General features: G+C 43.0%; 18 protein-coding genes. 11 read left to right on the plus strand and 7 right to left on the minus strand.

Going from position 1 to position 21,791, the window contains the following annotated elements:
* The first annotated feature begins 293 nt into the window (after positions 1 to 293).
* From ACX17N_RS12365 to ACX17N_RS12385, 5 genes are all read left to right on the plus strand, one after another.
* Complete coding sequence (locus ACX17N_RS12365) at positions 294 to 1,220, plus strand: MlaA family lipoprotein (RefSeq protein ID WP_458892881.1); 927 nt, start codon at positions 294 to 296, stop codon at positions 1,218 to 1,220.
* Between the two features lie 102 nt (positions 1,221 to 1,322).
* Complete coding sequence (gene gigA, locus ACX17N_RS12370) at positions 1,323 to 2,291, plus strand: RsbU family protein phosphatase GigA (RefSeq protein ID WP_458892882.1); 969 nt, start codon at positions 1,323 to 1,325, stop codon at positions 2,289 to 2,291.
* 113 nt (positions 2,292 to 2,404) lie between these two features.
* Complete coding sequence (gene gigB / locus ACX17N_RS12375) at positions 2,405 to 2,926, plus strand: anti-anti-sigma factor GigB (protein WP_458892883.1); 522 nt, start codon at positions 2,405 to 2,407, stop codon at positions 2,924 to 2,926.
* A gap of 24 nt (positions 2,927 to 2,950) precedes the next feature.
* On the plus strand, positions 2,951 to 3,778 hold the full coding sequence (locus ACX17N_RS12380; RefSeq protein WP_458892884.1) for a carbon-nitrogen hydrolase family protein: 828 nt from the start codon (positions 2,951 to 2,953) through the stop codon (positions 3,776 to 3,778).
* Positions 3,779 to 4,021: 243 nt separating this feature from the next.
* Positions 4,022 to 4,450 (plus strand): organic hydroperoxide resistance protein, encoded by a 429-nt coding sequence (locus ACX17N_RS12385; protein ID WP_458892885.1) that lies wholly within the window; start codon positions 4,022 to 4,024, stop codon positions 4,448 to 4,450.
* A gap of 63 nt (positions 4,451 to 4,513) precedes the next feature.
* Here the strand turns inward: ACX17N_RS12385 and gspE are convergent, their stop codons facing one another.
* Positions 4,514 to 6,004, minus strand: coding sequence for a type II secretion system ATPase GspE (gene gspE / locus ACX17N_RS12390; RefSeq protein ID WP_458892886.1), 1,491 nt, complete (start codon positions 6,002 to 6,004; stop codon positions 4,514 to 4,516).
* A 101-nt stretch (positions 6,005 to 6,105) separates the two neighbouring features.
* On the opposite strand from gspE, the gene ACX17N_RS12395 reads away from it, so the two are divergent.
* Both ACX17N_RS12395 and ACX17N_RS12400 read left to right on the plus strand, forming a co-directional pair.
* Positions 6,106 to 6,930 carry a hypothetical protein gene (locus ACX17N_RS12395; RefSeq protein ID WP_458892887.1) on the plus strand — a complete coding sequence of 275 codons (825 nt, stop codon included), beginning with the start codon at positions 6,106 to 6,108 and terminating at the stop codon, positions 6,928 to 6,930.
* A 9-nt stretch (positions 6,931 to 6,939) separates the two neighbouring features.
* Complete coding sequence (locus tag ACX17N_RS12400; RefSeq protein ID WP_458892888.1) at positions 6,940 to 7,857, plus strand: mechanosensitive ion channel family protein; 918 nt, start codon at positions 6,940 to 6,942, stop codon at positions 7,855 to 7,857.
* A 2-nt stretch (positions 7,858 to 7,859) separates the two neighbouring features.
* Here ACX17N_RS12400 and ACX17N_RS12405 read toward each other — a convergent pair whose 3' ends face one another.
* Positions 7,860 to 10,685, minus strand: coding sequence for a DUF2339 domain-containing protein (locus tag ACX17N_RS12405; protein WP_458892889.1), 2,826 nt, complete (start codon positions 10,683 to 10,685; stop codon positions 7,860 to 7,862).
* Between the two features lie 203 nt (positions 10,686 to 10,888).
* On the opposite strand from ACX17N_RS12405, the gene polA reads away from it, so the two are divergent.
* Positions 10,889 to 13,651 carry a DNA polymerase I gene (gene polA / locus ACX17N_RS12410; RefSeq protein WP_458892890.1) on the plus strand — a complete coding sequence of 921 codons (2,763 nt, stop codon included), beginning with the start codon at positions 10,889 to 10,891 and terminating at the stop codon, positions 13,649 to 13,651.
* Positions 13,652 to 13,727: 76 nt separating this feature from the next.
* On the opposite strand, the gene ACX17N_RS12415 is transcribed toward polA, so the two are convergent.
* The 5 genes from ACX17N_RS12415 to ppx are packed head-to-tail and all read right to left on the minus strand — an operon-like array spanning position 13,728 to position 18,852.
* Positions 13,728 to 14,297, minus strand: a complete 570-nt coding sequence (locus ACX17N_RS12415) for a YggT family protein (RefSeq protein WP_458892891.1) — start codon at positions 14,295 to 14,297, stop codon at positions 13,728 to 13,730.
* Positions 14,298 to 14,324: 27 nt separating this feature from the next.
* Positions 14,325 to 15,155 (minus strand): pyrroline-5-carboxylate reductase, encoded by an 831-nt coding sequence (gene proC, locus ACX17N_RS12420; RefSeq protein ID WP_458892892.1) that lies wholly within the window; start codon positions 15,153 to 15,155, stop codon positions 14,325 to 14,327.
* 24 nt (positions 15,156 to 15,179) lie between these two features.
* The gene (gene tilS, locus ACX17N_RS12425) at positions 15,180 to 16,535 is read right to left on the minus strand and encodes a tRNA lysidine(34) synthetase TilS (RefSeq protein ID WP_458892893.1); all 1,356 of its coding nucleotides are present in this window, start codon (positions 16,533 to 16,535) and stop codon (positions 15,180 to 15,182) included.
* Complete coding sequence (locus tag ACX17N_RS12430; RefSeq protein WP_458892894.1) at positions 16,472 to 17,296, minus strand: acetyl-CoA carboxylase carboxyltransferase subunit alpha; 825 nt, start codon at positions 17,294 to 17,296, stop codon at positions 16,472 to 16,474. The genes tilS and ACX17N_RS12430 overlap by 64 nt, the downstream gene beginning before the upstream one ends.
* A gap of 35 nt (positions 17,297 to 17,331) precedes the next feature.
* Entirely contained in the window at positions 17,332 to 18,852 is a 1,521-nt protein-coding gene (gene ppx / locus ACX17N_RS12435) for an exopolyphosphatase (RefSeq protein WP_458892895.1), read from the minus strand.
* 264 nt (positions 18,853 to 19,116) lie between these two features.
* Here ppx and trxA point away from each other — a divergent pair, with 264 nt between their 5' ends.
* From trxA to ACX17N_RS12450, 3 genes are all read left to right on the plus strand, one after another.
* The gene (gene trxA / locus ACX17N_RS12440) at positions 19,117 to 19,443 is read left to right on the plus strand and encodes a thioredoxin (RefSeq protein ID WP_458892896.1); all 327 of its coding nucleotides are present in this window, start codon (positions 19,117 to 19,119) and stop codon (positions 19,441 to 19,443) included.
* A gap of 323 nt (positions 19,444 to 19,766) precedes the next feature.
* A complete protein-coding gene (gene rho, locus ACX17N_RS12445; protein ID WP_458892897.1) occupies positions 19,767 to 21,035 on the plus strand; it encodes a transcription termination factor Rho in 1,269 nt (422 codons plus the stop codon).
* Positions 21,036 to 21,445: 410 nt separating this feature from the next.
* Positions 21,446 to 21,694: a hypothetical protein gene (locus tag ACX17N_RS12450; protein ID WP_458892898.1), complete on the plus strand. Its 249-nt coding sequence runs from the start codon at positions 21,446 to 21,448 to the stop codon at positions 21,692 to 21,694.
* Positions 21,695 to 21,791 lie beyond the last annotated feature (97 nt).

A 21,791-nucleotide genomic window follows, 5' to 3' on the forward strand; every position in this document is an offset into this window, starting at 1 on the left:
TCAACTTAAAAATTTAACTCTTTCGCTAAATCCTTGTTAATCAACAAGTTTTTATCTGCATCACCGCCGATGGATGTGCATTCTACAGCATTTCAGATCCGTTGCAACCCCTTTTCTCAACTTATTCTTTTGAGTGGGTGTTTTTTGAACTAAAATAGGTTTTTTTTACATATTATGATCAAATTTGTTTTAATACAGCAAAGAAAACTACTGTTACAATACCGCTTATACTCTTTAATTTTAGACGGTTTCTTAAATTTGAGCTAAAAATTAAGAATTGTCTTGGATCTATTATGCATCATACTCACTATTATTTATGTGCTGCACTTATAGCTGTTAGCCTTGCCCCAACTCTTCAAGCCAATGACACTGTAGCGATTGCCAATACAGAAAGCACAGCTGCTGAAGTGGGTACAGATGCTACAGCCTCTGCCCCAACTGCAACTTCGACTTTTGAATCGCTTAAAGAACTTAAGAATGTTAAAGCTACAGATTTAAAAGTGAATGCAAATGCTGCACAACCCGATGAAGTAAAAGATCCCCTTCAGCCGTTGAATCGTCAGATCTTTGCGCTCAACGATGTCGTTGACCGAAACTTTGCTCGTCCTGTTGCTGTTCAATATAAGAAAAAAGTTCCAGATACTGTACGTGGTTCTTATCGCGCTTTTCGTAAAAACCTAAATGAACCTTGGAATGCGGTGAATCAGTTAATTCAAGGCCGACCATTACGTGCTGCAAAATCTTTAGGTCGATTTACCATTAACTCTGTCACAACTTTAGGTTTTGCCGATCCTGCACGTCGTCTTGGTTTGGATATGGAAGAAGAAGGATTGGGAACAACGATGGGATATTACGGTGTTCCCTCTGGCCCATATATAGTTTTACCGATTATAGGTCCAAGCACATTCCGTGATGGTGTTGGTTTCTTTGTAGATGGTCAGGCTCGTCCACAGCGTTATCTGTTTGATGATCAGGATGGTTTATATTGGTCGGATCAAGTGTTACGTGGTATTGATACCCGTGCACAAATTCTTGATGTTGAAGATGTGTTACAAGGTGATCGCTATGCTGCGATTCGCGACATCTACTTGCAGCGTAAAAACTTTGAGATTGCCCAGAAACGTGGCTTGGATGCAGACAATATTTCCTTTATTGATGAAGAAACTGATGATGGGATAGATGATAGCCAAGATGAAGATATTTCAACGCCTTCCGAATAATTTGTAAAACTTATTCTCAGGTAAAATTATACTTTTTCTAGCAATTACTTGATTGATATAGTACATCTAACGAAGTAAACGTAAGGATCATACAATTTATATATGTATTTCATTCAACCGACTCGCAATATTCCTTATTTAGATCAGGTGATTAACACTCTCCCGAGTGTACAAATGATTCACATAGATGACATAGATTTGTATGATCCTACAATTATTGCCATTGCTGATGTGCAAGATTATTTAATTCATCAATGGAATTTACCCACGATTGTCTTGGCTTTTGAAAGTGAAGGTACGGCCTTGGCACAAGCGTGGGAAATGGGTGCACTTGCAGGCTGGATCTGGAATCGACTTCCGGCAAATCCAGAACACTCTTTATTAAAAATCGACGCACAATATAAGCGTAACCAAGATAGCCGAGACCTGCCTTCTGCGGCTGAATTACAAAAACGCTTACTCCCTAATCCGATTGAATTAACCAACTATCGTATTGAAACCCTTTTTCAACCATCTGCCTATCTTTCTGGAGATTGGTATGACTATTGGAAACTCAGTGATAAAGAAATCATTTTCTATTTAGCTGATGTTTCGGGTCATGGTGTCACCAGTAGCTTGCTGACCTCTTGGATGGCGGCCTTCCATGGTCGTTCCAAGACACCAAGAGAATTGATTAAAAAGCTGAATGGGATGTTGGTACAGGAAAATATTGAAAAACATATCACCATGATTGCGGGTACACTGAATTTAGAAACCCACGTGTTAAAATGGTCCAGCGCTGGACATTATCCCCCAGCTATTATGTTAGAACCGAATCATCCTCCAAAAATCTTAAACACCAGTAGCTTCCCTTTAGGTCTGACGGAAGATTTAGAGGTTGAAGAATTTGAGTGTGTCTTAAATAAACAGACCCGTTTCATTATTTGTTCAGATGGCGCTCTAGAACCTTTTGATGGCGGATTGAACGAACAATTTGAACAATTGGTCTACCACTTGCAAAATCAATCATTCCAAGCCCCCGAACATGTGGCAGATGACATTGCCATATTAAGTTTATGCAGAATGAATTAATTTGTTTTTCAAATACTTAAACATTAACACATATATCTACGACTCAAGAATACTTGAGTCTACACTTGCCCTATGTGATAATTTTCCTATCCTTCTCTGAAAATGGCATTTATATGTCAACAGGTCATGTTGAATATGCAAGTTTGGATGGAACGCATATTTTTAAGCTTATTGGCGAAGTGCGTGCCCAATCTTGTATCAGTCTAGACAAACTTTTAAACCGAATTGAACAACAGTCAAATGTAGTTGGGGCAATCGTAGATTTAACCCAAACCACATTTATCGACAGCACCGTGTTAGGTATTTTAGCGAAATTAGGTTTGAAGCTAAAGCAAGTGCATAACATTCAAGCTGTCATGTTATCAACCAATCCAGATATCACGACTTTAGCCAATAGCATGGGCTTGGGTCAGGTTTTTGTCATCTTGAATTACTGCGGTGATCCAAGCGTATGCACACGTGAATTAATGGAAGAACACGTGACCCATAGCAATATGCTGACCACGGTACTGGATGCGCATAAAACCTTAATGAAATTGAACGAAAGTAATCAGAATATGTTTGAACCGCTGGTCAAACAACTCCAAAAAGAACAAGATAATCTGGAACAAGCGTCTAGTCAGCAAAACGCTTAATGCACCCGTTGCAAGGAACAACACATGCCTTTACTTTCTGTTGCTCAAATGAATTCTCAAAATGACATTGAAGAAAACTTCAAGGTCATTGAGGCATTTATTCAACAGAGTAAAGCGCTAGGTTCATCCTTAGTGGTTTTCCCTGAAAACTTTGTCTGTTTTGCTGCAGGGAAGCAGCGCGAAACCGCTGAACAGTTTGAGAGTATTCAAAAGCGACTTGAAGTTCTTGCCCATCAATATGAAATCTGGATTGTGGCAGGGACTTTGCCTTGTCCTTTTCGTCCTGATGGTTCAGTGATTCAAGATGGTCGTGTACGTACCGTCAGTTTATGTATTAGTCCTGAAGGTACTGAAGCACGCTATGACAAAATCCACTTGTTTGATGTACAAGTGGGTGATGCTGTTGGCGGCTATCAAGAATCCAAGTTTTTTGAACCTGGCACAGACATTGTGGTTGCCCAAACTCCCTTTGGCAATATTGGGATGATGGTCTGCTATGACTTACGCTTTCCTGAACTGGCCTTACACTTGCGTGCACGTGGTGCTCATATTCTGACTGCGCCAGCCGCCTTTACTTACACGACGGGTCAAATGCACTGGCAACTGCTGTTACAGGCACGTGCCATGGACAGTCAATGTCAGGTTTTAGGTGCAGCACAGCAAGGCTGGCATGGTGAGAAACGTCAAACCTGGGGACATACAGCCGCCACCAATAGCCGTGGACAGCTGTTGGATATCGTGACTGCTGAAGGCGCCCAATTAATTACAGTACCATTTGACTTGCAAGAACAAGAACACATTCGTGCCTCTATGCCTTTGATGCAACATCGCCGACTGGCACATTATGGCTAATGCTTTAACCTTCTAGTTGAAGTGTGATTTCCATTCAAGTTGCTAAGGCTGTATGCCTAAGCACAAGCTCTATATTTTAGACCTAGCCCACCCTAAACTTCTCAATAGATTAATCACGCAGCTGATCTGCTCTTTTTGAAGAAAAATGTTTACCCTTTTTCTACAAATCGGTTTGTTTGTTTCTTGAACTTTAACTTAAATCGTGTACGATATATTTGTACACAATATTATTAGGTGAATAAAATGTCGTTAGAACAAGTCGTATACCGTGCAAAAGCAAAGGCTACAGGAGGTCGTGATGGCCGTGCCGTTTCAGATGATGGTATTCTCGATGTCAAATTAATCGTACCTAAAGAAATGGGCGGTATGGGTGGTGGCACCAATCCCGAACAGCTCTTTGCTGCGGGTTATTCAGCTTGCTTTCTTGGTGCACTGAAATTTGTGGCTAATCGTGATCAATTTAAAATGCCCGCTGATGCTTTTATTGAAGGTGAAGTCGGGATTGGCCCTATTCCAACGGGTTTTGGCATTGAAGTGACATTGAATGTTCACCTTCCTGCTATGGATGCTGCTGAAGCAGAAAAACTGGTGGCAGCTGCACATATTGTTTGCCCTTATTCAAATGCAACGCGTGGCAATATTGACGTAAATTTTAATATTCTTACCGCTTAAGCATAGAACAATAAAAATGCGCTCAACGGGAGCGCATTTTTTATGCAGTATTTTATTGCCTGATTATTCTTCAGTCGCATTGGTGACACGTAGCACTTCTTCCAAGGTGGTTTTACCCGCCAGAACTTTGCGCAAACCATCATCGCGTATTGAGCCTGAATGCTGTCGCGCATAATTTTCTAATTCAAACTCAGCTGCATTGCCATGAATCAGACGGCGCATGGACTCATCGACAGGCACAATTTCATAAATTGCGGTTCGCCCACTAAAACCGACATGCAAACACTGTTCACAACCATGCGGCTCTGGCAATTTCAGCCCCGAAACTGAAGTCTGCAGATGTTGAAACATTTGCTGTTCAAAAGCATCCGCTTCCCGCCAAGTGGTGCAATGTGGACATAAGGTTCGCACTAGACGCTGGGCAATAACTCCGATTAATGAACTGGATAACAAGAACGGCTCAATCCCCATATCTTTTAAACGGGTGACCGCACCTATTGCGGTATTGGTGTGCAAGGTCGATAGAACCAAGTGACCCGTTAAGGATGCTTGCACCGCAATTTCAGCGGTTTCTAGATCACGAATTTCGCCAACCATCACCACATCAGGATCTTGACGCAACATGGCTTTTAACGCTCGTGCAAAGGTCATATCGACCTTGGTGTTGACCTGAGTCTGACCAATCCCTTCCAGTTGATATTCAATCGGATCTTCTGCCGTCAGAATATTACGGGTGTTATCATTCAAATCAGATAAAGCCGCATACAAAGTGGTGGTTTTCCCCGAGCCTGTTGGTCCTGTAACCAGAATAATCCCATGTGGGCGATGTACCAATTGTGTCAGGCGTTGATAGTCTGGCTGTAACAAGCCCAAATGAGTCATGTTTAAACGTCCAGCCTGTTTATCCAACAGACGCATGACCACCCGCTCACCATGCGAGGACGGTAAGGTCGAAACACGGACATCCACTTCTCGCCCTGCAAGACGCAATGAAATACGTCCATCTTGCGGAATGCGCTTTTCAGCAATATCCAGTTTTGCCATCACTTTAATACGAGACACCAAAAGCGGTGCCAATTCACGGCGCGGCTGGACAATTTCACGCAGTTGACCATCGACCCGCAAGCGCACTGAAAGTTTCTTTTCAAACGCCTCAATGTGAATATCCGAAGCACCAACGCGAATCGCTTCCGAAAGCAAGGCATTAATTAAACGGACAATTGGCGCATCATCTTCCTGATCCATTAAATCTTCTGCTTCAGGGACTTGATCTGCCAAACTGAGTAAATCGGGATGATCTTCTAGTCCTGCCGCGACTTGCTGAGATTCTCCGGTATCTCCAGCATAACTGGAACTTAATAAAGCATTAAATTTTTGGTCATCTAATAATTCATAATGGGCTGGGGCATTGAGTAAACGGCGCGCTTCTTGTAATGCAATCCATGCGGTATTTTCACGTCGCACAATAAAAATCTGATCACCTTCATATCGAAGTAAAACGCCATGTCGTTTGGCAAAACTATAAGGAATTTGTATTTGTTTAAGTATTTGCATCACAAAATTATAATGATGAAAAAGAGGCTTTTGAGTGTACTCTAAGCTTATGACAGCGTGAAGTCTGTTTTTGACTGAACTGACTAGAGGATTTTTTTATTTTGGCAGCATCTGATTTAGAGCATGCTCCTGCGGAGCATCTTCCCCTAAAATGGTGGGGAGAACAAAAATTCGAATTAAACCAAGCCAGAACATGGCAGTTCGGCACTTTATTGTTTCGTTTAACCCGTAGTATTAATGAATGGCGGCTTGAATACCATCGCCCACAATTTCAAAAAGACTCTGAACGTAAATGGAAAACCATTGAGGATCCTGACTTTGCTTTTCCACAGCCGATTAAAATTGAACGGTATATGTTTCGCAAAACTCATGAAACCTTTCATTTGATGCCTCGTTTGGCCGATCGCTCAGTGGTAATTAAGCCTGTCGATCCAATTTACATTCCTGCAGGACAGCGCGGTACGCTGTATATCAGCACACCATTATGGATTGCTGGATTTGTGGAAAGCCAACGCGAACCCTTATTTGATCTACCGATGATGCAACCTAAAGACACCTGGTTTGGTCCAGACCAACGCACTGGTGAAATGTGCTATGCCACGGCCGTTGATGGGCGCACCGAGTTAAATCTGCTCAAGCCAAGTCCATTTCGCGCGGTGACTCCGATTGAGTTTCACAATACCAGCGGACAGCAATTACGCTTTGACCGCATGAATGTGCCCGTTGCCGCACTGCCACTATTTTACAGCGAAAGTACCGATCGGCTGTGGACATCACAAATTAAAGTGGTGCATGAAGATTTAGATCGACCACCTCGGATTAAAATTGAAAACCGGACTCCGCCTTTGGCGGGCGAAGTGACCTATGTGCATGCACCTCGCTCCCCTGGTGGTGCCTTATTCAATATGTTTGACTCATTTTTTTAGGAGGCTGTTATGCCAGATACCAATATTCCTAAAGATGTTGCAGTCAGCCTTAAAGGAATTTTCACCAATATTAACCTTGAGCGCCTGAGTGAGATTCTGGTCGCCTTAGTTTTGTGCCTAATTGGCTTTGTTTTGGCACGCGTAGTCTCGAATACCTTTATCCGCACGGTTGGACAACGCTTTAATGCCCATCAAAGCATGGTTTGGCGCCGCGGGATTTTCTACTTTATTTTCTTGCTGTTTATTATGGCGAGCCTAAAAGAAGCGGGTTTTAAACTCAGTGTCTTTTTAGGTGCTGCAGGGATTCTGACCGTAGCTTTAGGTTTTGCGTCACAAACTTCTGCCAGTAACTTAATTAGTGGTCTATTCCTAATTGGAGAAGGTTCTTTCGAAGTGGGCGATACTATTCAAATTACCTTAATTCGTGGTCATGTGATTGAAGGCGAAGTGATTTCGATTGATTTACTCTCGGTCAAACTGCTCACTTTAGACAATATTTATGTGCGCCTACCCAACGAACAGTTGATTCGTGCACCCGTGATGAATTTATCTAAATTTCCAATACGACGCATTCCAATTACTCTGGCGATTAATTTTCAGGAAGACATCATCAAAGTTCGTGAAGTTCTGCTCGATGTGGCCGCGCGTTATCCGCTGGCTCTAGATGATCCCAAACCTGAAGTGACTGTAACCGCCTTTCGTGAATCTACCATTGAAATTCTATTTGCCGTCTGGTGTCGACAAGAAATTTTCATTAAAGCACGCGATGAATTACAGGAACGGGTTCGTAATGGTTTCTTGGAAAATCAGATTGAAATCCCTGTACCGAAAATGGGCATTATTGATCGACCACGTCCAAAAGAAAAAGATGAAATCGACCAGTATGCTTATGCCAAAGAGCTGAAACAGGAACAAAAAGAGCGATAAAATTATCGCTCTTTTTTTGGCTCAAGCAGGCTTGGAGGTAAAGGTGCAAGATATGCAATCACCAACATCACCACACCCGATGCAATAAATGAAATCACCCGCGTTAAGGTTCCACTTTGCGATAAATCCAACAACAACAGTTTAACCACGACAATCGCCAACAGCGCCGATCCCACAAACCAGATCTGACGTATCTGCCGTCGACTGGAAAAAGTCATCAAGACAAAGGCTAGAATCACCCACAACAAAGTCAAACTGAGCTGTACCGAACCATCTCGCCAAATCGCACTGCCCCATAATGGGGTTGCCAGATAATGATGCATGGCTCGAACCACCACACTACTAAACACCAACAGTCCGATCAGGATCGTGCTGACTTTAAAGCCCCATTCAACACTTTGCTGTTGCTGAAAATCATGATGATAAATCAGCCACAATAAGCCGAGCAACATCCCGAGTGAGAGGAGATCGGTCAAATTGAGTAATGGGATCACATAATACTGAGTTGCAGAATATGGGTCGAGGTTCAAGATCAACAACCATAACAGCCCCAAACTCCACACCGATTGTTGATGTAAAAACCGGGGGTTATGGTGCATGAATTGTAAGCAGGCATAACCCAGTGGCACAATGCCTAGTGCCGCAATTGGCATCTGTGGAAAAACTGCCAGACCAATACCTGCCAGACTAAAACACAGCATGCCTGACCATAGCGAATTGCTAATTCGATCTGGAACACGCGGCATCATCAGCAAGATTAAACTTGTAGTGATTGCACTCACCGCAACACTGTATTGCACAGGGGTACTGGACCATTGCTGCATGGTAAAAACTGCTTCGAGCAGACTTAGCAGGTACAGCAGCAGCAAAAGCCCACCCAGTAATACCAGTTGCACATTTTGCCACTCTAATTTAGATTTTAGATGCACCACTAAACTGAACAGCGCTAGCAACAGCGTTGCGATAGCAATCGAGTAACTGAAGGCCCATGCCTGCCCATGCAGCACTTCCACCCCAGCCAAAGCACCAGCATACATACCAGAGAGCAGGAAAATACCGCTGAGCATGCGCGCACTGAAATATTTCTCGACTTGTTGATAATGCAGTAAATAGAAGGCAGAAATAAATTGAGCCAAGGCATAAATAAGCGTTGTTAAAATCGGAAAATGATCATTCGACCAGACCTGATACATCAGGGCAATCGAACTGATCAAAACCAGAACCACCCCCACATAACGGCTCAAACGATAGCGTTCAGTAATCCCCCAAACAATTAAGGCTGTCCCCTGTATCACCCAACCTGTGGACGTCCAATGCGCCCCTTTAGCCAATGGAAAAATTAGCGCCGTAAAGACCACAGCTAAAATAAAGAAGCTTTTCGCCAAAATGGACAACTCTGGATAGCGATGCTTTATCCAGAAATGTAATGCAGCATAGGTGACGGCTAAAGCAACAGCGCCCCAAGTCAATGCCGCGGTTGAATCATGCATCAAGAAAGCATGTAAAGAAAAACCCAAGACAGGTACACTAAAAATCAAACCCACATCTAAAATGGGCTGCAATTTTTTTCTCGGCTCAAACATAGCCTGTTGCTGCGATTGAGCTTTCAGCATGAGCTGACTGTAGCGAATACTCAACCCAATAAATAATGCGATGTGCAGCCATAAAATTATATCAAGGGTATGCAACTGCTTATGTTCTGCATAGATGCCCACCACCGTCCCCCCAATAAACATGGTGGCAAAAAAAGCAATTTGGTGCAGAATTTTCCATGGTTGCAAAAAGTTCAGCGCCACCACAGCCAAATTGATGACCCAATAATAGGCAAATAGGAACACCACATCAGGATGAGTGTGTGGAATCAGCAAAGGCGCTAGATAGGCCATACTGAGTGCTAAAATTGCCAAATACAACGCTTGCTGTTTCAGGCTTAAAACAACGGTAACCCCCAGTAGAATCACACATAAGCCACTTGCCCCCATCAAGCTGGCGACGATGGCAAAATGATGCGCAAAGATTAACGTCAGGAAAATAACGGCTAAGCCCACACCCTGTAAGGCAATCGCAAATAACGTATTTTTTCGTTGCAACAGATAACCAAAAACAGTCGTGGCACCGCCCGCGAACGCGATAAAGCCCAACTTCACCGCCAAGCTCAGCTGCCAATGTTCGCTGGCAAAGCGTAACAACAACACAACACCGACCATAAGCAACGTAACCGCAACTCTTAAAATCGGGTTGCCATGTTTCATCCAGTCGAGTGCAGGTTGCCACCATGCAACTGACGGTCTTTCAGGTAGAGCATGCTCATGCTGTACAGGTTGCTGAACTGTAGGATCATTTTGCTGAGTGATGATCAGCTGCGGCTGCAGTGGTGGCGGTGAAGTAAAGGCCGACTGTTCAGATGGCTTGACCATGCCCGTGGCTAAAGATAGTTCTGCCGAAGACTGTTGCGTCTGTTCTAATCGAGCTAAACGTGTTTGAAAATTGCTGATCACTTGAATCATGCAAAGCAATAACAGCAATAATGCCCCTAGTACCAGCCAAATCCACGTATGGGCATATCCCCAGAGTGCAGCAAAAGCGGCTGCATAAATCAGGAGTTGTTGTGTACCCAGACTAGCGGGATGAACAACAGAAGGCGTTTGCGACTGTTCTAAGTGTAATAAGCGCTGATGCAGATTAGCAATTACCAGAACCATCACGACAGTCAATCCAATGGCCGCAGCAAATAGCGCAGATTGCCATTGCAAACCGATTGCAACCAGCAACAGGATGCTTAATGCAATCAATAACCACAGCATGCCCTGCTTGTCTTTTTTATACATGGCGAAATTAAGTTATGCAGCTGACTTCAATTCATCTTACTTGATCAGGCTTCGAGCAGGCAGTTTTACATACAAAATGCTGCAAATTTATAGACTTGTCATGATGATTCCCATTCATGCCCTAGACAGGATTACATCGCCAATAAGACAGATTTGGCTTTTTCACGTAATATATGCCTGAGTTCATAATCAAGGTTTACAGCATGCCACCTTTTGTATTGGTCGATGGGTCATACTTTTTATTTCGCGCCTTTCACGCGGTTCCCCCGCTGACCACGTCTACAGGGTTGCATACCAATGCGGTACGTGGCGCAATTTCTGCCATTCAAAAATTGATGCGTCGTACTCAACCGACCCATATGGCTGTCATTTTTGATACACCAGAACCCACCTTCCGCCATGAATTATCTCCCATCTACAAAGGTGACCGCCCTAGCATGCCTGATGAACTGGCACAGCAAATTCCGTATCTACATGCGCTGATTCGTGCTTTAGGTATTCCGGTTCACATGCTCCCAGGTGCTGAAGCCGATGACATTATCGGGACATTGGCAAAACGGGCTGAAGCCAAAGGTCAGCAAGTACTGATTTCTACAGGCGATAAAGATATGGCTCAGCTGGTCACCGAAAAAGTGACCCTCGAAGACAGCTTTAAAGAAAAGCCAATGGATGTGAATGGTGTTTTTGAAAAGTTCGGCGTGTGGCCAAATCAAATTATCGACTACCTGACCTTAATGGGTGATGCTTCTGACGGCATTATGGGGGTTCCAGGCGTCGGTGCGAAAACTGCGGCAAAACTGCTCACCGAATATGGCTCGATTGGTGGCATTTTAGAAAATGTCGACAAGATTAAAGGCAAGGTTGGACTGAACATTAAAGAAAATGTCGACAACATTGCGATTGACCATCAGTTGGCCAGCATCGTCTGTGATTTAGACATCGGCATTTGCTACGAAGACCTTGCCTTGCAAGACCCGAACGTGAATGAATTACGTCGCTTATACACCGAGCTCGAATTCCGTAATCAGTTACAGTCCCTTGATCACCCGAACAATCCAAACAACAGTAAAAACAAACAAAGCAATGCCAGCCTGCAACAAACGGCTGCGCCTGCTCCGATTGAAACGGAAGATCAAGCGACCTTAAGTAGTGTTGATGATCAACTCGGTCAAGCCAACTACCATACCGTACTCTCCGCAGAAGTATGGGACAAACTATTACAGCGTATGCAGAATGCCCACAAATTTGCGATTGATACCGAAACCACCAGTCTGGATTATCGTGTAGCGGAAATGGTTGGTTTCTCAATTGCTTTTGATGCTGAAGATGCTTATTACGTCCCGCTCGCGCATGACTACGAAGGGGCACCTGTGCAATTGGAACGTGATCAGGTCTTAGCGCAAATCAAGCCCATCTTAGAAAATCCTGAGATCAAGAAAATCGGACATCATCTAAAATACGATGCCCACATTTTTGCTAATCATGGCATTGAGCTACAAGGTTGGTATTTTGATACCATGCTGGCCTCTTATGTGTTGAATTCCGTCGCCACTCGTCATGGTATGGATGATGTTGCACGTCTCTATTTAAGCCATCTCACCACCACCTATGAAGAAGTGGCTGGCAAAGGTGTCAAACAAAAGACCTTTAATCAGATTGAGATTGAAACTGCAGCACATTATGCGGCGGAAGATGCCCATGTCACCTTCCGCCTGTATGAAGTACTGGATAAAAAGCTCAAAGCCCATCCAGAACTGATTAATATTTTGCATAATATTGAAGTGCCTGTAGCGCGTGTTTTAACGCACATGGAAGAAAATGGCATTCAGCTTGATCTCCAATTCCTCGATCACTTGGGGGAAGATTTTTCTAAAACCATGCAAAATCTGGAAAACCAGATTACCGAATTGGCTGGACAATCGTTTAATGTCAGCTCCCCGAAACAGGTGGGTGAAATCCTGTTTGAAAAATTGGGCTTAAAAGGCGGTAAAAAGACCTCAACCGGTCAATATAGCACCAGCGAAAGTATTTTAGAAAAAATTGATCATCCAATCAGTGCTTTAATTTTGGATTATCGTGGCCTGTCCAAACTGAAAAGCACCTATACCGATGGTCTGCTCAAACAAGCCAACAATGCAACGCATCGTGTGCATACCAGCTATCACCAAGCCTTGACGGCGACAGGACGTTTATCCTCCACCGATCCGAATTTGCAAAATATTCCGGTGCGCGAAGAAATTGGCCGTCAAATTCGTAAAGCCTTTATTGCCCCAGAAGGTCGTGTATTACTTGCAGCCGATTATTCACAAATTGAACTGCGCTTAATGGCCCATTTTTCTCAGGATGATGCCCTACTCGATGCCTTCCGCCACGGTCAGGATGTACACCGCCGTACTGCCTCTGAAGTTTTGAATATTCCGCTCGAACAGGTGACCCATGATCAACGTCGCCAAGCTAAGGCCGTGAACTTCGGTCTGTTGTATGGCATGTCGGAATTTGGTTTGATTCGTCAATTGGGCTTTACCCGCGAAGAATCACAAAACTATATCAAACAGTATTTTCACCGTTATCCTGGCATTTATGAGTATATGCAACGTACTCGTCAGGTGGCGTTGGAACAAGGATTTGTCGAGACTATTTTGGGGCGTCGCTTATATACCCCTGAAATTGATGCCCGTAACATGATGATTCGTAAAGCGGCTGAACGTGCTGCCATTAATGCACCACTACAAGGCAGTGCTGCGGACATCATTAAAATGGCCATGATTGAAGTCGATAAAATGCTGCCGAAAGATCAAGCCAAAATGCTGTTACAGGTACACGATGAATTGGTGTTTGAAGTTGATGCTGACATTGCCGATGAATTAGCACCGAAACTGGCTGAAGTGATGCAATCGGTACTGGAAATTTCTGTACCATTATTGGTTGAAGTCGGCAAAGGCAAAAACTGGGATGAAGCCCATTAAGCAATAAAATTCTAAGCATAAAAAAGGACTCACTAGTGAGTCCTTTTTTATATGTTGAAAATGAAGCGGGAAAACTTTATAACCCCGTCAACAAGGCAATTGCCACTTCATTCATAATGATTTCAGCAATATATAAAGCCAAGAAGGCAATAATTGGTGATAAATCAATCATCCCCATATTCGGCAACAAACGACGGAACGGTGCCAATAACGGCTCAGCCAATTCTTGAATGACTTCAATATAAGGTGAGCGAGACTGGGTAAACATGACCACCCAACTTAAAATAATCGTAGCGAAAATCAGGTAACGACAGAACCGAATCAAGTCCTGAATCATGGTCACAAACGTCAAAATCACCAGATGAATTGGACTGTTCGGCATCGCACCCGATAAATACATGATGCCAAATATTTTTAATAAATATAGCACCACCACCAAAGCCAATGCTGCAGTATTCACCCGACCTTTACCCAGTGTCGGAAAAATACGACCAAAAATATCCACGATCTTGGTGGCTTTAGCTGTCGACATCACCACTGGGTTGTAAGGATTAACCGCTGCTAATTGCATTAAAAAGCGGAAGAATACGAGCAAAATCGCTACGTTAATAATAATGCCAAAAATTAGCGCAGAGCTTGCACCCATATTTAAATTTTCCTAATTAAAAATTAATTATTTGCTACTTTCACTTAATTCTTGTGCCAACTCTTGACTGCGTTTTTTCGCAGCTGCTAAAGCAGACTGAATATTTTGTGAAATTTGCGCACGATCAAAGACTTCTAAAGCCGCCTGAGTCGTGCCATTTGGAGAGGTTACATTTTTACGTAATTCTGAAGGTGAGCTGGCACTGGTAATCGCCATTTGGGCTGCACCTAAAGCCGTTTGTAAGGTCAAAGCCGTCGCTACTTTTTCATCTAAACCTAAGTTCTTACCTGCACGAATCATGCTTTCCATCATATAGAAGAAATAAGCAGGTCCTGAGCCAGAAACAGCCGTCACCGCATCAATCTGCGCTTCAGTATTGACCCAAATGGTTAAGCCTGTTGCGGCGAGCACTTGACTGGCTAATTCACGGTCTTTGGCATCTACGGCTTCAGTCGCAAATAAACCATGCGCACCCGTTTGTACTAAAGCCGGTGTATTCGGCATAACACGCACAATACGGTTTGTGCCAGATAAAGTGGCCATGGTTTCAATTTCAGCACCCGCCACAATCGAAATCACCAACTTACCATCAAGTAAGCCATGCAATTGCTTTAATACAGTCGCCAACACCTGTGGCTTTACTGCTAAAACTACAATATCTGCGTGCTCAATTGCGGCAATATTATCATCCGTTACATGCACATCTTTTTCTTGTAAAAGTTGACGAATATTTTCAAACGGATCAGAAACTGTAATACGTGTGGTTGGCATACCGCGAGCAATTAAGCCTCCAATTAAGGCCTGAGCCATATTGCCGCCACCAATAAAACTAATATTACAATTTAAAACTGCACTCATGATTTACGCTCGATATTGAGTATGTTATTGCTTAGAAAACAATTTTGGTTGCCATCCTTCTGCTTCAATATATTCAGACTGAGCGAACCAAAAACCATTAGGTGTAAAAACCCCTAGCATAACATTATCTATGCTTAATATTTGAATTGTATGACGCAACCACGGAAAAATTTGTGCCTGTTGTATGGCTTTTTTTAACGGCCAACTCCCTACACGTCCCAGTAAATGAATTTTCTCCCCGCCAATACGGGCCGATAAGGTCAGCTCCCGCCCCAATAAGCTTGCAGCTAAGCCCTGTTTTTGCGGGGTAATGCGATATGTTCCAGAGGCTAAAACAATCTCTTCTTGCTGATGCCACAGCACCGACTGCTGCAAAGGAATGGGATACAACTGTTCTGCCAAATATTCCTGAGCAGTTAAACGGAAAATCTGCTGTTGATAGCGAATAAAATAATAGCCATTCCAGTGCAAAGCAGCCTGCGCATCTGGTTTAGCGGCAATCACTTCTTTCAACACACGTTCAACCATTGCAAAGTTGGGTCGATACACCGCCTCACCTTGCATCCACACCGAGAGTAATTGCCGCTGTCTGGGTTTTGACAGATTTAATAAAGCTTCAAGATTCAATAACCTTGAATTTCCACAGGTCAATAAGTCGTCTTGCAGTACTTCTAGTAAAATAGCATCTGCATCTTGCATTAAAATACTGGTCCGGTTCAGCGCTTGCTGCATTTTTGGAAAGCGTTGTTGTAGGACTGGCCATAAAATTTCACGACACCAAGCACGATCATAATCTGGATCAGCATTGGTCGGGTCTTGAATATTTTGTACATTCGACTGGGCAGCCCATTGGCAAATCTGCTCACGTGATAACTCGAGCATGGGACGCCAAAGGGTCATATTCTCGCGCTGATCCAATACGGACATCGCTGATAAACCCTGCACTCCGGCTCCAGAAAGCAAACGTAGCATCAGTGTTTCGGCTTGATCTTGCTGATGATGTGCCAATACCAAAATTTCATTGGCTTTTAAGTGCGTAGCGAATGCCTGATAACGGGCAGTACGGGCCTGATTTTCTAGATTTCCTTCGGCCACGTGTACAGGAACAACCGAACACGGCACCTGCAATTGCTGACAGGTCTGAAAGACAAAATCGCCCCATGCCGCACTCATACTTTGCAGTTGATGATCGACATATATCGCACGTACTTTTTGCGGGAATAAAAAAGACATAAGATGCAGCAACAGCATGGAATCCACGCCACCGCTACATCCTATCAGATACGAACTTTGTTCTGTAAAGGTCTGTGCCTGGATTAAGACGTTAGACCTAAATTGTCGCTGCCAAACTTCATTAAACGTTGGTAACGTGCTTCGCATCGTTCTTGGGCATCCATCGGCTGTAACTCATCCAAAGCTTGTTTGAGTACGGCTTTTAAATTTTCCATCACTTGTTCAGGATTTAAATGCGCGCCTTGACCTTCGTCAACCACGTATTCCACAATACCAATTTGTTGTAAACGGTCAGCTGTTAATGCCAATGCTTCACTGGCTTGTTCAGCTTTTTCTGCCGTTTTCCACAAAATAGAGGCACAGCCTTCTGGTGAAATCACTGAGTAGATACTGTGTGACAACATAATCACACGGTCAGCAACACCAATACCTAAGGCACCACCTGAACCCCCTTCACCCAAAACTGTTGCAATAACAGGTACTTTCAAATTAGAAAGTTGTGCAAGGCTGGTGGCAATCGCTTCAGCTTGACCGCGCTCTTCAGCACCTACACCTGGGTAAGCGCCCATAGTATCAATAAAAGTGAAAACAGGTAAATTAAAACGCTCAGCCATATCTAGCAAACGTTGTGATTTACGGTAGCCTTCAGGGTTACACATCCCAAAGTTATGCTTTAATTTTTCGCGAGTGCTACGACCACGGTGTTGACCGACAACCATTACAGGTTTGCCATCAAAACGCGCTAAGCCACCGACCATCGCACCATCATCACCAAACAAACGATCCCCATGTAAAGCATCGAATTCAGTGAAGATTTCGCCAACATAGTCCAAAAATTGCGGACGATCTGGATGACGTGCAATTTGGACTGTTGTCCATGCTTTAGATTGAGCAGCTTTATTTTTCATAGGTCGACCATTATCCCTAGATTAACCAATCAGTATTAATCGATAAATTGTTCCGACTGAATATTCAATTCAATATCCCAGTGCTTGAATTGCACTTGTTCGTCGTGCAAGTCTGCTACAAGCAAAGGCCATTGTTTGGCATCACCAGAAACGCAGAGTTGCCATTGTTGCGCATTGCCAATGGTTAATTCAATGGCAGGAAGCATCGCATCGCTACGACTATGATTCAGCAAAACTGCTAATCGAAGCAATAGACATAAGTGCACAAGTTTGCTACCACCGACCTTCATCACATCAATTTTGGCATCACTACGTAACTTACGACGATGGTGGGCAACCAAATGCGATATAAGATTTTGGTCAATTTGTGAGAAGCCCGCAATATCGGAATGTTGTAATAAATACGCTCCATGACGGTGATATCCCCCATGGCTGATGGCCAAACCAATTTCGTGCAAATACGCTGAACGACGCAGTAAGTCACTGTCATCACTAGTTAAATTGAGTGATTCGGCCACACCATCAAATAAATGTTGTGCCGTTTTGACCACGCGTTCTGCTTGTTTTGGATCTGCACCATAACGTCCCATCAGGGCTTGTACACTACGGTCACGAATATCTTCATGCTGGAAACGACCAAGCAGGTCATACATCACACCTTCACGCAATGCACCATCCGAATACACCAAAACATCAATATTCAGTAAATCAAACACTGCCGATAAAATAGCAACCCCAGCTGGCAAAACTGCTCGACGGTCTTCTTTTAAACCGTCAAAATCCATTTCGGTCACATGTTTAAACTTGAGCAGTTTTTCCTTGAGTTTTTCCAGCCCTTCACGGGTTAGATTTTCCTGTTCATTGCTCCAACCCATATTGACCGCAATTTGGCGGCAAGCCTTAATGGTACCACTCGACCCGACAACGGTATCCCAGCCTGCTTCTTTATAGGTATTGGCAATCGCAGAAAGTTCTTTACGCGCCGCAACCACCGCTTTATCAAAACTTTTTTGGTTGATTTCACCATCTGGGAAATAACACTTGGTAAAAGCCACACAGCCCATCTGTAAAGATTCGGTATGGATGGGTTCAAATTCCTCACCAATGATCAATTCGGTTGAACCACCACCAATATCTATCACCAAACGACGACCACTATTCGCCATGGTATGCGATACACCTAGATAAATTAAACGTGCTTCTTCACGACCCGCAATAATTTCAATCGGTTTGGGTAAAATTTCTGCCGCTTTTTGAATAAATTCATGACCATTTTTGGCTTGGCGTAAAGCATTGGTCGCCACAATTCTCAAACGATTGGGCTGTACTGAACTTAAGCGCCCAACAAAACGCGCTAAACAAGCCAAACCACGTTGTTGTGCTGCTTCAGTTAAATTTTTATTTTCATCAAGCCCAGCCGCCAACTGAACTTTTTCTGACATTGATGCAACTTTTTTGACTTCACCATGGTCTACACGAGCAATCGCAAGGTGAAAGCTGTTCGATCCCATATCGATGGCAGCAAGTAATTCTTCATCAATCAAAAAATCAGACATTCTTCAAATAAACCTGTACAGAATTGAGCCTAGAGTAATGCACATGCATGCAATTTAAAAGCCATTTATCTCTTTTAAATATTGAGCTTTTTATTTTTAAGCATATATGACAATTGTGTTACACGATCAGCATCATCGTGAGCATCAATTAGACAAATTGACCTGAAAGGCTGAAAATTTGCATCTAACACTACATTGTTAAAGATGGCTATGTAATACTTAGAGCCATTAGCGATCTTTTAATAAAATTTTGGAGCATATTCCATGTCAGGTAATATCATTAACACTACAGATGCCAACTTTGAAGCTGATGTTTTAAATTCTGATACTCCCGTTCTTGTTGATTTCTGGGCAGGCTGGTGTGCGCCTTGTAAAGCGATTGCACCTGTATTGGAAGTGCTTGCAAATGAATACGAAGGCAAAGTAAAAATTGTTAAAGTAGACGTGACTTCATGTGAAGCAACAGCCGTAAACTACAACATTCGTAACATCCCTGCTTTACTGATGTTTAAAAATGGTGAAGTAGTTGCACAACAAGTGGGCGCAGCACCAAAGTCTAAATTGACTGCATTTATCGAAGAACATATCTAATTCTCGCTTTGCAATTAGACCAAATGCGCTATCCCCGATAGCGCATTTTTTTCGACTATAAATTGACAAACTCTGTAATCTCTCTTATATTGCATGCTCAAGAAAGAAAGGATTTCAAGTCCATCTTTTTCTTACAAGACACAACACATAAGATCGCCGCTCGGCAACAGAAATTGTTTCACACATTTTCTCTTCGCAACAATTTACCAGACCTCCGCGTTGATATTATACAAATACAATGCCGTCATTTTATTGCTGTATGCGACCGAATGTTGCTCCCTTTCCAACCTGTTTCTAGAATTTATGATTCTATCTGACCACCTATGAATTTAACCGAACTCAAGAAAAAACCAATTGGCGAACTCATCAAAATTGCAGAGTTTATGGGCCTTGAAGGAATGGCACGTAACCGTAAGCAAGATATTATCTTTGCCATCTTAAAGCGTCATGCGATGAATGGCGAAGAGATCTTTGGTGACGGCGTTCTCGAAATTCTGTCAGATGGTTTTGGTTTCTTACGCTCAGCTGCAGGCTCTTATCTTGCAGGTCCCGACGACATTTATGTGAGTCCTTCACAAATTCGTCGCTTTAACTTGCGTACAGGTGACACCATCACAGGAACGATTCGCCCACCTAAAGAAGGTGAACGTTATTTTGCCTTACTAAAGGTCAACCAAATTAACTACGATACGCCTGAAAACTCGCGTAACAAGATTCTATTCGAAAACTTAACACCATTATTCCCGACCGAACAACTGGTTATGGAATTGGGTAATGGTACTACTGAAGACTTAACTGCCCGTGTAGTCGATTTAATCGCGCCGATTGGTAAAGGACAACGCTCGATTATTGTTGCTCCGCCTAAAGCGGGTAAGACTATGTTATTACAGAATATCGCCCAGTCGATCGTACGTAATAACCCGGAAGTGTTTCTAATCGTCCTCCTGATTGATGAACGTCCTGAAGAAGTGACTGAAATGGAACGTACCGTTCGCGGTGAAGTCGTGGCTTCGACCTTTGATGAATCACCAGCGCGTCACGTCCAAGTGGCTGAAATGGTGATTGAAAAAGCAAAACGTCTAGTTGAGCATAAAAAAGACGTGGTGATTTTACTCGATTCAATTACCCGTCTCGCACGTGCCTATAACACCGTTATTCCATCATCCGGTAAAGTGCTCACAGGTGGTGTAGATGCACATGCCCTAGAACGTCCTAAGCGTTTCTTTGGTGCGGCGCGTAATATTGAAGAAGGCGGTTCACTCACAATCATCTCAACTGCACTCATTGAAACAGGCAGTAAAATGGATGATGTGATTTACGAAGAGTTTAAAGGTACAGGTAACCAAGAAATTACGCTTGATCGCCGCATTGCTGAAAAACGTGTCTTCCCTGCCATGAACATCAAGAAATCAGGTACGCGTCGTGAAGAGCGCTTGATGGATGAAGATAATCTTCGTAAAGTTTGGATTTTACGCAAGTTACTTCACCCTATGGATGAACTGGCGGCGATGGAGTTCTTACTTGATCGCATGAAAGAAACAAAAACCAATGATGACTTCTTTGATCAAATGAAACGCAAAGCAAGTAACTAATTTTCAAGACATATCAAAAAGGTCACGCACAGTCGTGACCTTTTTTATTTGGTTGACTTTCTTAACATAAAAACACAATTCATTTGATCTTGTGTAAGCATATTTTCAAATATTTGATTGTAAAAATATTGCTTAGAAAAACTGCTTTATTTTTAAAAACTTAAAAAGTATTTATCCAATATAAAGCGCACTCTTAATTGTTATTTTCTGTTAAAAAATAGCAAATATTTGCTCATTTTTTGGTTTTTTTTCACACAAAGTAGTAGTAATTAAAAATGGGCAGTGATAGCATATTCGCAGACCAGTTAAGCTGCTCCTGCGTTGTTACTGCCTAACAAATTTAGGAAGAATAAAAGCATATAACAGCTGACCTTGGTTTTTTTTAATCTCATATTTTAGAGAGTGATGCCATGTTATTCAAAAAAATCGCTATTGCTGCTGCAGTTGCTACTACTTTAGCTTTTGTTGGCTGTGCTAAAAAAGAAGAAGCTCCTGCTGCTGAAGCTGCTGCTTCTGAAACTACAATGGAAGCTTCTGCTGCTGTAGACGCTGCTGCTGTTGAAGCTGCTTCTGCTGCTGAAGTTGCTGCTTCTGCTGCTGACGTTGCTGTAGATGCTGCTGCTTCTGCTGCTGACGCTGCTGCTTCTGCTGCTCAATAATCTTTACGATTACGTAGCACAAAAAAGAGAGAACATTATGTTCTCTCTTTTTTTATGTCTTCATAAAAACAAATTCAATCATTTCAATTTTATATAT

The sequence above is a fragment of the Acinetobacter sp. GXMZU3951 genome (genome assembly GCF_054457875.1).